The 12,033-nt window shown below is 64.6% G+C and carries 11 protein-coding genes and 1 riboswitch; of the genes, 8 read left to right on the top strand and 3 right to left on the bottom strand.

Features of this window, described 5'->3' with window-relative positions; genetic code table 11:
• Positions 1 to 95 precede the first annotated feature (95 nt).
• The 7 genes from IP89_RS00500 (at position 96) to ispD (ending at position 7,486) form a co-directional block, all read left to right on the top strand.
• Positions 96 to 1,046, top strand: coding sequence for an acetyl-CoA carboxylase carboxyltransferase subunit alpha (locus IP89_RS00500; protein ID WP_043306933.1), 951 nt, complete (start codon positions 96 to 98; stop codon positions 1,044 to 1,046).
• 56 nt (positions 1,047 to 1,102) lie between these two features.
• Positions 1,103 to 2,419 carry a tRNA lysidine(34) synthetase TilS gene (tilS, locus tag IP89_RS00495; RefSeq protein WP_043306932.1) on the top strand — a complete coding sequence of 439 codons (1,317 nt, stop codon included), beginning with the start codon at positions 1,103 to 1,105 and terminating at the stop codon, positions 2,417 to 2,419.
• Positions 2,420 to 2,576: 157 nt separating this feature from the next.
• On the top strand, positions 2,577 to 4,205 hold the full coding sequence (locus IP89_RS00490) for a CTP synthase (RefSeq protein WP_043306931.1): 1,629 nt from the start codon (positions 2,577 to 2,579) through the stop codon (positions 4,203 to 4,205).
• Positions 4,206 to 4,214: 9 nt separating this feature from the next.
• A complete protein-coding gene (gene kdsA, locus IP89_RS00485; RefSeq protein WP_043306930.1) occupies positions 4,215 to 5,060 on the top strand; it encodes a 3-deoxy-8-phosphooctulonate synthase in 846 nt (281 codons plus the stop codon).
• 85 nt (positions 5,061 to 5,145) lie between these two features.
• Entirely contained in the window at positions 5,146 to 6,435 is a 1,290-nt protein-coding gene (gene eno / locus IP89_RS00480; protein WP_043306929.1) for a phosphopyruvate hydratase, read from the top strand.
• Between the two features lie 59 nt (positions 6,436 to 6,494).
• Positions 6,495 to 6,779 (top strand): cell division protein FtsB, encoded by a 285-nt coding sequence (ftsB, locus tag IP89_RS00475; protein WP_043306928.1) that lies wholly within the window; start codon positions 6,495 to 6,497, stop codon positions 6,777 to 6,779.
• A complete protein-coding gene (gene ispD, locus IP89_RS00470) occupies positions 6,776 to 7,486 on the top strand; it encodes a 2-C-methyl-D-erythritol 4-phosphate cytidylyltransferase (protein ID WP_043306927.1) in 711 nt (236 codons plus the stop codon). The genes ftsB and ispD overlap by 4 nt, the downstream gene beginning before the upstream one ends.
• 32 nt (positions 7,487 to 7,518) lie before the next feature.
• On the opposite strand, the gene IP89_RS00465 is transcribed toward ispD, so the two are convergent.
• Positions 7,519 to 9,657 (bottom strand): methyl-accepting chemotaxis protein, encoded by a 2,139-nt coding sequence (locus IP89_RS00465; protein WP_043306926.1) that lies wholly within the window; start codon positions 9,655 to 9,657, stop codon positions 7,519 to 7,521.
• A 176-nt stretch (positions 9,658 to 9,833) separates the two neighbouring features.
• Between IP89_RS00465 and IP89_RS00460 the strand changes: the two genes are divergently transcribed.
• A complete protein-coding gene (locus tag IP89_RS00460) occupies positions 9,834 to 10,649 on the top strand; it encodes a M48 family metallopeptidase (RefSeq protein ID WP_043306925.1) in 816 nt (271 codons plus the stop codon).
• 34 nt (positions 10,650 to 10,683) lie between these two features.
• Here IP89_RS00460 and IP89_RS00455 read toward each other — a convergent pair whose 3' ends face one another.
• Together IP89_RS00455 and IP89_RS00450 are read right to left on the bottom strand one after the other, a co-directional pair.
• Positions 10,684 to 11,127 carry an ester cyclase gene (locus IP89_RS00455; RefSeq protein WP_043306924.1) on the bottom strand — a complete coding sequence of 148 codons (444 nt, stop codon included), beginning with the start codon at positions 11,125 to 11,127 and terminating at the stop codon, positions 10,684 to 10,686.
• Positions 11,128 to 11,230: 103 nt separating this feature from the next.
• On the bottom strand, positions 11,231 to 11,812 hold the full coding sequence (locus IP89_RS00450) for a TMEM165/GDT1 family protein (protein WP_177326829.1): 582 nt from the start codon (positions 11,810 to 11,812) through the stop codon (positions 11,231 to 11,233).
• A 94-nt stretch (positions 11,813 to 11,906) separates the two neighbouring features.
• Positions 11,907 to 12,020: riboswitch (yybP-ykoY riboswitch) on the bottom strand.
• Positions 12,021 to 12,033: the final 13 nt, after the last annotated feature.

Genomic DNA, 12,033 nt, shown 5'->3' with positions numbered 1-12,033 from the left:
CTCGGCCTCGACCCTGGGCGTCTTATCCCTTAAGGTAGGACGCCAGATGGAACCAGCCGCCCGGCCTTTCGGCCGCCGACGCAAGACGGACGCCTATGAACCCGAATTTCCTCGACTTCGAACAGCCGATCGCCGACCTGCAAGCCAAGATCGAAGAGCTGCGCCTGGTCGGTAATGACAATGCGCTGAATATCAGCGACGAGATCGCCCGCCTGCAGGACAAGAGCAGCGACCTGACCAAGAGCATTTTCGGCAATCTCAGCAGCTGGCAGATTTCCCAGCTGTCGCGTCACCCGCGCCGCCCCTACACCCTCGACTACATCGAACACATCTTCACCGAGTTCGACGAGCTGCACGGCGACCGCCACTTCTCCGATGACGCCGCCATCGTCGGCGGTACTGCCCGTCTGGACGACCAGCCGGTGATGATCATCGGCCACCAAAAGGGCCGTGAAGTCCGTGAGAAGGTGCGCCGCAACTTCGGCATGCCGCGCCCGGAAGGCTATCGCAAGGCCTGTCGTCTGATGGAAATGGCCGAGCGCTTCAAGCTGCCGATCCTGACCTTTATCGACACACCGGGTGCGTACCCGGGCATCGACGCCGAAGAGCGTAACCAGAGCGAGGCCATCGCCTGGAACCTGCGCGTGATGTCTCGCCTGAAAACCCCGATCATCGCCACCGTGATCGGTGAGGGTGGCTCCGGCGGCGCGCTGGCCATCGGCGTGTGCGACCAGTTGAATATGCTGCAGTACTCCACCTACTCGGTGATCTCGCCGGAAGGCTGCGCCTCGATCCTGTGGAAAACCGCCGAGAAGGCGCCGGACGCAGCCGAAGCCATGGGCATCACCGCCGAGCGCCTGAAGGGCCTGGGTATCGTCGACAAGGTCATCGGCGAACCGCTGGGTGGTGCACATCGCGATCCGGCCGTTGCTGCCCAGTCGATTCGTGCCGAACTGCTCGAGCAACTCGACATGCTGCGCAAGCTCGACGACGCCAAGCTGCTGGAGCGCCGCTACGAGCGCCTGATGAGCTACGGCGTCGCCTGATTGGCGTCATGCATCCACAACGGGCCTTCGGGCCCGTTGTTGTTTAAGCTGGCGGCATGACTGCGCTCGAAACCTCGTTGCTCGATTCCTTGTCGCCCTGGCGTGATGCCCCGGCCTGGTACGTCGCTTTGTCCGGCGGGCTGGACTCGACCGTTCTGCTGCACCTGCTGGCGCGTCTGCGCGAGCGTCAGGCGCTACCGCCGCTGTTCGCCATTCATGTCCATCACGGCCTGCAGGCCGTCGCCGATGCCTGGCCGGCGCACTGCCAGGCCTTCTGTGATCAGCTGGGCGTGCCGCTGCATATCGAGCGGGTGCAGGTGGACAATGGTGCCAGTCTGGAGCGTGCCGCACGCGAGGCGCGCTATCTGGCTTTCGAGCACAGGCTGGAGGAGGGCGGACTGCTGCTGACCGCTCAGCACCGTGATGATCAGGCCGAGACCCTGTTGTTCCGTCTGCTGCGGGGCGCTGGCGTACGTGGCCTGGCTGGTATGCCGACGAGTCGGCGCCTCGGGCGCGGCTGGCTGGCGCGGCCGCTCCTGCAGGTATCGCGTGCCGAGCTGGAGGCCTATGCCTACGAACAGGGTCTGAGTTGGGTGGAGGACCCCTCCAATGCCGACACCGGCCTGGCACGCAATTTCCTGCGCCGCGAAGTGCTGCCGCTACTGGCGCAGCACTGGCCCCAGGCAGGCGCGAGCCTGGCGCGTACCGCCGCGCACATGCGTGAAGCCGACCAACTGCTCGCCGAGTTGGCCGTGGTGGACCTTGCGGCCATTCGGGCGGATCACGCCCATATCTGGCTGGATCTGCCCTCGCTGGAGCTGGCGCCGTTGCGCCATTTTTCGGAAGTGCGTCAGCGCAATCTGCTACGTCACTGGCTAGCACCGTTCACGCGCATGCCGGATAGCGAGCATTGGGCAGGTTGGAGCAGCCTGCGCGATGCGGCAGTGGATGCGGTTCCGCTCTGGCGTCTGGAAGGTGGAGAGCTGAGGCGTGCCGACGAGCGGTTGTGGTGGCTGTCTGGCGACTGGCTGGAGCCGCCGCCGGAGCCGCCGGTCTGGACCAATCCGCAACAGGCGCAGAGCTTGCTGGGCAACGGTCGGGTAGTTCTGCAGGGAGCCGCGCCGAGTGGTCCGCTGCGCCTGTGTTATCGCCAGGGCGGCGAAGTCATGGCGCTGGCCGGACGTGGGCATCGCGATCTGAAGCGTCTGCTCAACGAGCGCGCGGTGCCGGCCTTCGTGCGCGGCCGTCTGCCGTTGCTCTATCGGGGCGACGAGCTGATCGCGGTGGCCAATCTGCCGGGGCTGGATGGCCCTCCGTCGGCTGAGTGGCGTTTCTGCTGGCAGCCTCCGACCAACGCACAAGGTTTGAGCTGAAAGGGCCTTTCCGGTAGACTACGCTCCCGTCTTATTACTGCTTCTGTGGGCTCGACTCGAACCCGCAGGGCATTGCTTATTTCAGGTCGGCATTGGCCGTCCTGCGCTTTCTTCCCGGCGGCGCTGACCGCTTGAACACAGACTTCTAGGATTTTTCATGACGCGCTACATCTTCGTCACGGGTGGTGTTGTTTCTTCATTGGGGAAAGGCATCGCCTCGGCTTCTTTGGCAGCCATCCTGGAGGCGCGGGGCCTGAAGGTCACCATGCTCAAGCTGGATCCCTACATCAACGTCGATCCGGGCACCATGAGCCCGTTCCAGCACGGTGAAGTGTTCGTCACCAAGGACGGCGCCGAAACCGACCTCGACCTGGGTCACTACGAGCGGTTCATCCGCACCACCATGACCCAGGACAACAACTTCACCACCGGCCGTGTCTACGAGCACGTGCTGCGCAAAGAGCGCCGTGGCGACTACCTGGGCGCCACCATCCAGGTGATCCCGCACATCACCGACGAGATCAAGCGGCGCATCATCAAGGGCGCCGGCGATGCTGACGTGGCCATGGTCGAGATCGGTGGCACCGTGGGTGACATCGAGTCGCAACCCTTCCTCGAAGCCGCTCGCCAGCTGCGCGTGGAAGTGGGCGCCAAGCGCGCCATGTTCATGCACCTGACCCTGGTGCCGTACATCGCCACCGCTGGCGAGACCAAGACCAAGCCGACCCAACACTCGGTCAAGGAGCTGCGCTCCATCGGCGTGCAGCCGGACGTGCTGGTGTGCCGCTCCGATCACGAGATCGACCTGTCCTCGCGTCGCAAGATCGCCCTGTTCACCAACGTGGAAGAGCGCGCGGTCATCGCCCTGGAAGACGTCGACACCATCTACAAGATTCCGTCGGTGCTGCATGCTCAGGGCCTGGACGACATCGTCGTCGAGCGCTTCGGCCTGCAATGTGGCCCGGCTGACCTTTCCGAGTGGGACCGCGTGGTGGATGCCAAGCTGAATCCGGAGAAGGAAGTCACCATCGCCATGGTCGGCAAGTACATGGAGCTGCTCGACGCCTACAAGTCGCTGATCGAGGCGATGAACCACGCCGGCATCGAGAACCGCACCAAGGTCAAGCTGCGCTATATCGACTCCGAAGAGATCGAGAACGAAGGCACCGCCAAGCTCGAAGGCGTCGACGCCATCCTGGTTCCTGGTGGCTTCGGTCTGCGTGGCGTGGAAGGCAAGATCAAGACCGTGCAGTACGCCCGCGAGAACAAGATCCCTTACCTGGGCATCTGCCTCGGCATGCAGGTGGCGGTGATCGAGTACGCCCGTAACGTGCTGGGCTGGACCGACGCCAACTCCACCGAATTCGACCAGAACAGCGGCCATCCGGTCGTCGGCCTGATCACCGAGTGGCAGGACGCCACCGGCGCCACCGAGATTCGTACCGATGCTTCCGACCTGGGTGGCACCATGCGCCTGGGCGCGCAGGACTGCCAGCTGATCGCCGGCTCCAACGTGCGCGAGTGCTATGGCAAGGACGTGATCGTCGAGCGCCATCGCCACCGCTACGAGGTCAACAACAACCTGCTGCCGCAGCTGGAACAAGCTGGCCTCAAGGTCAGCGGCCGCTCCGCCGATGGCGCGCTGGTCGAAGTGGTCGAGGCGCCGAATCATCCGTGGTTCGTTGCCTGCCAGTTCCACCCGGAATTCACCTCTACCCCGCGCGACGGTCACCCGCTGTTCAGCGGCTTCGTCAAGGCCGCGTTGAAACAGGCCGGCAAGGCGTAAGGAATAAGCATGGCGCAGAAGATCATCAAGGTCGGCGGCATCGAGATTGCCAACGACAAGCCGTTCGTCCTGTTCGGCGGCATCAACGTGCTGGAGTCGCGTGATCTGGCCATGCAGGCCTGCGAAGAGTACGTGCGGGTTACCGAGAAGCTCGGTATTCCCTATGTGTTCAAGGCCAGCTTCGACAAGGCCAATCGCTCGTCCATCACCTCCTTCCGTGGCCCGGGCCTGGAAGAGGGCATGAAGATCTTCGAGGAAGTGAAGAAGACCTTCGGCGTGCCGGTGATCACCGACGTCCACGAGCCGCATCAAGCCGCTCCGGTGGCCGAGGTGTGCGACATCATCCAGCTGCCGGCCTTCCTCTCGCGGCAGACCGATCTGGTGGTGGCCATGGCCAAGACCGGTGCGGTGATCAATATCAAGAAGGCCCAGTTCCTCGCCCCGCAGGAGATGAAGCACATCCTGCGCAAGTGCGAGGAGGCCGGTAACGACCAACTGATCCTCTGCGAGCGTGGCTCCTCCTTCGGTTACAACAACCTGGTGGTGGACATGCTTGGCTTCGGCATCATGAAGCAGTTCGAATACCCGGTGTTCTTCGACGTGACTCACGCCCTGCAGATGCCGGGTGGTCGCGCCGATTCCGCTGGCGGCCGCCGTGCCCAGGTCACCGACCTGGCCAAGGCCGGCATGAGTCAGGGCCTGGCCGGTCTGTTCCTCGAGGCCCACCCGGAGCCGGAGCAGGCCAAGTGCGATGGCCCGTGCGCCCTGCGTCTGAACAAGCTGGAGCCGTTCCTCACCCAGCTCAAGCAGATGGATGATCTGGTGAAGAGTTTCCCGCCGATTGAGACTGCCTGATCAGGCAATTCTCCGGTAAAGTGCGCGCCCGTTGGCCGTGACCGGCAGGCAATCTCTCTCGTAAACATTTGGAGTGTTATACGCGATGGCTAAAATCGTCGATATCAAGGGTCGCGAGGTTCTCGACTCCCGTGGCAACCCCACTGTTGAAGCCGATGTGATTCTCGAAGGCGGCATTGTCGGTAGCGCCTGTGCACCGTCCGGTGCGTCCACCGGCTCGCGCGAAGCGCTGGAGCTGCGTGATGGCGACAAGAGCCGTTACCTCGGTAAGGGCGTACTGAAGGCCGTAGCCAACATCAACGGTCCGATCCGCGACCTGCTGCTGGGCAAAGACGCCCGTGAGCAGAAGGCCCTCGACCTGGCCATGATCGACCTCGACGGCACCGAGAACAAAGGCAAGCTGGGCGCCAACGCCATCCTCGCCGTGTCCCTGGCCGCCGCCAAGGCCGCCGCTCAGGCCAAGGGCGTGCCGCTGTACGCGCACATCGCCGACCTGAACGGCACCCCGGGCGTCTACTCCATGCCGGTGCCGATGATGAACATCATCAACGGTGGCGAGCACGCCGATAACAACGTCGATATCCAGGAGTTCATGGTTCAGCCGGTTGGCGCCAAGAACTTCGCCGACGCCCTGCGCATGGGCGCCGAGATCTTCCATCACCTGAAAGCCGTGCTGAAGGCCCGTGGCCTGAACACCGCCGTGGGTGACGAAGGCGGCTTCGCGCCGAACCTGGCTTCCAACGAAGACGCCCTGGCCGCCATCGCCGAGGCCGTAGCCAACGCCGGCTACAAGCTGGGTGACGACATCACCCTGGCCCTGGACTGCGCTTCCTCCGAGTTCTTCAAGGGTGGCCAGTACGACCTCGAAGGCGAGGGCAAGGTATTCAGCGCCGAAGGCTTCGCCGACTACCTGGCCGGCCTGACCCAGCGCTACCCGATCATCTCCATCGAAGACGGCATGGACGAGTCCGATTGGGCTGGCTGGAAAGTCCTGACCGACAAGATCGGCGACAAGGTGCAGCTGGTTGGCGACGACTTGTTTGTAACGAATACCAAAATTCTCAAGCGCGGCATCGACGAGAAGATCGGCAACTCGATCCTGATCAAGTTCAACCAGATCGGCTCGCTGACCGAGACCCTGGAAGCCATCCAGATGGCCAAGGCGGCCGGCTTCACCGCAGTGATCTCGCACCGCTCCGGTGAGACCGAGGACAGCACCATCGCCGACCTGGCCGTAGGCACCGCCGCCGGCCAGATCAAGACCGGCTCCCTGTGCCGTTCCGATCGCGTGTCCAAGTACAACCAGCTGCTGCGTATCGAAGAGCAGCTCGGCGGAAAGGCTCCGTACAAGGGCCGCGCCGAGTTCCGCGGCTAAGCCGGGAATGGTAAAAGGGCAGCGCAAGCTGCCCTTTTCGTATGGATACTCGCGTTCCCATGTCTAACAAAGCGCCCTATTGGCTGTTCGTCGCGCTCGTGCTGGTTCTGGCTGGCCTGCAGTACCGCCTGTGGGTGGGCGACGGCAGCCTGGCCCAGGTCACCGAGCTGCAGCGGCAGATCGCCGATCAGCAGGGCGAGAACGAGCGCCTGCTCGAGCGCAACCGCATCCTCGAGGCCGAGGTGCTGGAGTTGAAGAAGGGCATGGAGACCGTCGAGGAGCGTGCCCGTCACGAGCTCGGCATGGTCAAGGAAGGCGAAACCCTCTACCAGCTGGCCGAATGAATACTCCCGCGACACCCTCCTTCTGGGTTGTGATCCCCGCCGCCGGCATCGGCTCGCGCATGCGTGCCGACCGTCCCAAGCAGTATCTGCAGCTGGCCGGGCAAACCATCCTCGAACATACCCTCCACTGTTTCCTCGATCATTCGCAGCTGCGGGGCCTGGTGCTCAGCCTGGCGGTGGACGATCCCTTCTGGCCGACGCTGGCGCTGGCCAATGATCCACGCATCCAGCGCGCCGAGGGCGGTGCCGAGCGCGCCGACTCGGTGCTGGCCGGCCTGCTGCGCCTGCTGGAGCTGGGCGCGCAGCCAGACGACTGGGTGCTGGTGCACGACGCCGCGCGGCCCAACCTGGCGCGCAGCGATCTCGATCTGCTGCTGCAGGAGCTGGCCGATGATCCGGTTGGTGGCCTGCTGGCCGTGCCGGCGCGCGATACGCTCAAGCGTGTCGGCGCCGATGGCCGGGTAGCGGAGACCGTGGATCGCAGCCTGATCTGGCAGGCCTATACACCGCAGATGTTCCGCCTGGCGGCCCTGCATCGAGCGCTGGCAGACGCGCTGGTGGCTGATGTGGCGGTGACCGACGAGGCCTCGGCCCTGGAGTGGGCCGGCCTGGCACCGAAACTGGTGGAGGGCAGGGCGGACAATCTGAAGATCACCCGCCCGGAAGATCTCGAATGGCTGCGCCAGCGTTGGGCACATAAGCACTGAGGATCTAGCCGGCTAGATCCTCAGGAGGCTCGTTACACCCTGAACTGATTGATCAGCCGCCGCTGCTGCTCGGCCAGCTTGGTCAGCTCGGCGCTCGCCTGGCTGGCCTCGTCAGCGCCACCGGCCACCTCGCCGGCCACCTGGCCGATATTGGTGACGTTGCGGTTGATGTCCTCGGCCACTGCGCTCTGTTCCTCGGCGGCACTGGCGATCTGGGTGTTCATGTCGTTGATCACCGATACCGCCTGGGTGATCGACTCCAGGGCCTCGGCGGCGATCTGCGCCTGCTGCACGCTGTCGTCGGTACGCGCCTGGCTCTGCTCCATCACGTTCACCACCTCGCGGGTGCCGTTCTGCAGCTGCTGGATCATGCTCTGGATTTCTTCGGTGGCCTGCTGGGTCTTCTGCGCCAGGTTGCGCACCTCGTCGGCCACCACGGCGAAGCCGCGGCCCTGCTCGCCGGCACGCGCCGCCTCGATGGCGGCGTTGAGCGCGAGCAGGTTGGTCTGCTCGGCGATGCCGCGAATCGCCACCAGGATGGCGTTGATGTTCTCGCTGTCCCGCGCCAGGGTCTGCACCACGCCCACGGCGCGGCCGATCTCGCTGGCCAGGCCGGAGATGGCCTTGGCGGTGCCCTCGACGATGCGTTTGCCATCGTTGGCCGAGCGGTCGGCGTGGTTGGCCGCCTCGGCCGCCTGGGTGGCGTTGCGCGCCACGTCCTGGGCGGTGGCGCTCATCTCCTGTACGGCGGTGGCGACCTGGTCGATCTCCGCCATCTGCTTCTGCACGCCCTGGTTGGTGCGGATGGCGATATCGGCGGTGTATTCCGAGGAGTCGCTGACCTTCTGCACCGAGGTGACCACGTCGCGGATCATGTTCTGCAGCTTGTTGAGGAAGGTGTTGAAGCCGCCGGCGATCTGCCCCAGTTCGTCGGCACGATCCACCTGCAGGCGCACGGTGAGGTCGCCATCGCCCTTGGCAATGTCGTCGAGCATGCCGACCATCTGCCGCAGCGGGCGGGCAATGCCGTAGCCGACGAACCAGATGACGATCAGGCCGACGCCCGCCACCAGCAGGCCGACCAGGGCCATGCCGAAGGTGTCCTGGTTGGCCTGTTCGGCCAGGTCGCCCTGCAGCTGGTGCAGCTCGGCCAGCACTGCCTTGGTTGGCAGCTGGATGGCCAGGGCCCAGCGCGTTTCGGTGCCGGCCACGCGGAACTGTTGGATCAGCTGGATCTGCTCGCCTTGTTCGTCGAGGCGCAGGATCGCGTCTTCGCTGCCGCTCTGCTTGAGCTCACGCAGCAGCTCGGCGTCCACTGCCTTCTCGGCGGGCTGGTTGACCAGGCTGGCGTCCTTGGTGGCAGCGATCAGGCTGCCGTTGGCAGAGATCAGTGCCAGCTCGCCGGCCCCGGAGTAGAGCTGCTGTTTGGCCTGGTTGAGCAGGTCCTGGATGAAGTCGAGGGCCAGGTCGTTACCCACGCTGCCCTTGAACTGGCCGCCGACCATGATCGGCGCGTTGAAGGAGGCGACCAGTACCTGCTTGCCGCCGAAATCGTAGGAGGCGGGATCGATCACGCAGGGCTTGCCGGTCTCTTTCGGACACAGGTAGTACTCGCCGGTACGCACGCCGGTGGGCTGACGTTCCGGGCTTTCCATTAGCTCGACGGTCAGCGGTTCGCGTTTGAACTGGCCGCCATCGCGATACCACCAGGGCATGAAGCGGCCACTGGCGTCGTAGCCGTTTTCCTTCTGCCCGGCATACAGATCGTCGTCCTGGTCGAAGGCGTTGGCCTCCCAGCCGATATACAGGTCGATCAGGTCGGGGTTGTCCTTCAGGTATTCGCCGAGCAGGGCGCTCAGCTCTTCACGGCTGGTGCCCAAAGTGGTGCCATCCGGCAGCGGCTGGCCGATGCGGCTATTGAGGGTGGCGATGGACTTGGCCAGCAGCATGGGCTGCTCGAACTGGCGCTGCAGCTTGCCGACCTGGGCGTCGGCGATGGCCCGCAGGCGCTGGTGGATGGCCTCCTGCAGCAGCTCCTGGGTACGCTGCTGGACCAGCTGCTGGGTACGGTTCCCGGCGAACAGGGCGTACAACACCAACGCCACCACCACTGCCAGAATGCTTGCTCCGGCCAGGAAGGCCACGGAGAACTGGATGGACTTGAATCGCATAGGGACTCCACTCGGTCGGGTTGTACCTGTCCCTGGCTTATCGGCTCTCCAGTGCAAAAGCATTAGCAGCCTCTGCAACTAGCAAAGATGGCCGACGGTCAGAGTGCAAGCGGGAGCATTGTCCCGCGACGCCGAGCGCCCTAGCATACGGCGCCTGCACTTCCCGGAGATCTGATATGCACCCCCTGTTTCGTCTGACCGCCCTGGCCGGTCTTTCCCTGCTGACGGCCTGCCAGTCCGTGAACACTACCAGCGGTGGCGCCGTGGGTGTGGAGCGCAAGCAATACATGTTCAGCATGCTCTCGGCTCAGGAGGTCGACAGCATGTATTCCCAGGCGTATCAGCAGACCCTCAGCGAGGCGTCGAGCAAGGGCGTGCTGGACAAGAGCAGCAAGAATGCCAAGCGCGTGCAGGCCATTGCCAAGCGCCTGATCGCCCAGGCCCCGGTGTTCCGCGCCGATGCCGCGCAGTGGGACTGGCAGGTCAACCTGATCGACAGCGAAGAGCTCAACGCCAACTGCGGCCCCGGTGGCAAGATCATTGTCTACAGCGGCCTGATCGAGCAGCTGCAGCTGACCGATGCCGAGCTGGCGGCGGTGATGGGCCACGAGATCGCCCACGCCCTGCGCGAGCACAGCCGCGAGGCCATGTCCAAGGCCTATGGCACGCAGATGGCGACCCAGGTAGGAGCGGCGCTGCTGGGCCTGGGCGAGGCCGGCAAGCAGATGGCCGACACTGGCGTGGAATACCTGATGACCCTGCCCAACAGTCGCTCCAACGAGAACGAGGCCGACGTCATCGGCCTGGAGCTGTCGGCGCGCGCCGGCTACGACCCGAATGCGGCGATCAGCCTGTGGCAGAAGATGAGCAAGGCCGGTGGCGGCGCGCCGCCGGAGTTCATGAGCACTCACCCGTCGTCGAGCAGCCGCATCGCCGCGCTGCAGGCAGCGATCCCGAAGGTGATGCCGCTCTACGAGCAGGCGAAGAAGTAAGCAGAAACGGCGCCCATGGGCGCCGTTCTTCTGTTCAGGGCAGGGCCTTCTCGGCGTAGGGGCGAGTCTCCAGGCCCAGCTGGGCGCGGAAACTCTCCATGTCGAACATGGTGCAGATTTCGCGGATATCGCCGTTTGGCGCCAGAGTCCAGAAGGCCATGGCCGAGATGCTCAGCACCTTGTCGCTGGGCGGATAGCCCAGGGCCGGCTTCTCGATGGTGCCGATCAGGGTGCTCCAGGTGACCACCCGGTTGCCTTCGGCCAGGCATTCCTCGACCACCACCTCCAGCTCCGGCATCGCCGAGCGGATTTCCTGCACCATCTGGGCGAAGGCGGCGCTGTTCAGCGGGCGGCCGAGGAACGAGCTCTTGTAGAGAAAATCGGGGCTGTGCATCTGCTCGGCGAGCGCCAGGCGACCCTTGTTCCAGGTCAGATCGATGTGCTGGCGCACGCGCTTCTTGAGGTCTTCCAGTGACATCTTGTGCTCCTTGCATGCTGGGACTGCGCAATACGTTGCACAGATTACCAGCCGCGCGTGCGCCGGCAGAGCCCCCGGAGCTGGCCGTCTTTGTCGCCGAGCGTTACAGGCCGACGCCGAAGCCCAGTGCCTGACAGACCGCGTACACCGCGAGTGCGGCGAAGGCGAGGGCGGCCAGGCGACGAATGAGCGTCAGCGGCAGACGATCGGCGGCGAAGTTGCCGGCCAGAACCACCGGCACGTTGGCCAGCAGCATGCCCAGCGTGGTGCCGATCACCACCATGATGAAGTCCGGATACTGCGCCGCCAGCATCACGGTGGCGATCTGCGTCTTGTCGCCCATCTCGGCGAGGAAGAAGGCGATCAGCGTGGTGAGGAAGGGGCCGAAGCGCTTGAGGTGGGATTCCTCGTCATCGTCCAGCTTGTCTGGCACTAGGGTCCACAGGGCCACAGCGGCGAAGCAGGCGGCGAGGATCCAGCTCAGGGTGGTCGGCGAGAAGAAGCCGGCGACCCAGTTGCCTACCGCGCCGGCGGCGGCGTGATTGGCCAGAGTGGCGGCGACTATGCCCCAGATGATCGGCCAGGGCTTGCGGAAACGTGCGGCGAGGAGCAGGGCGAGCAGCTGCGTCTTGTCACCGATTTCGGCGAGGGCAACGATTCCGGTGGGGACGAACAGGGATTCCAACATCAGGCGTTCCTACAGGGGCGGGTTTGACTGTTCTATGACACGTACTACCTCCCCGCCCCGGGTTGAGGTGTGCGTGTCATAGGTCTTGTCAAACCCCAGGCCGCGCGGGCCTTGGGTCGCATGCGCCATGCTCTGCTGAGCAAGTGTGTTGACGCACGCCGGGTGAGCTGGCGCTCACGGGAGACTACTCCCCTAGGACGGCGCGCATTGTGCCCAAA

This window comes from Pseudomonas sp. ML96, assembly GCF_000761545.1.
In the GTDB taxonomy this organism is placed as follows: Bacteria; Pseudomonadota; Gammaproteobacteria; order Pseudomonadales; family Pseudomonadaceae; genus Aquipseudomonas.
This window is presented reverse-complemented; position numbering and strand designations above follow the sequence as displayed.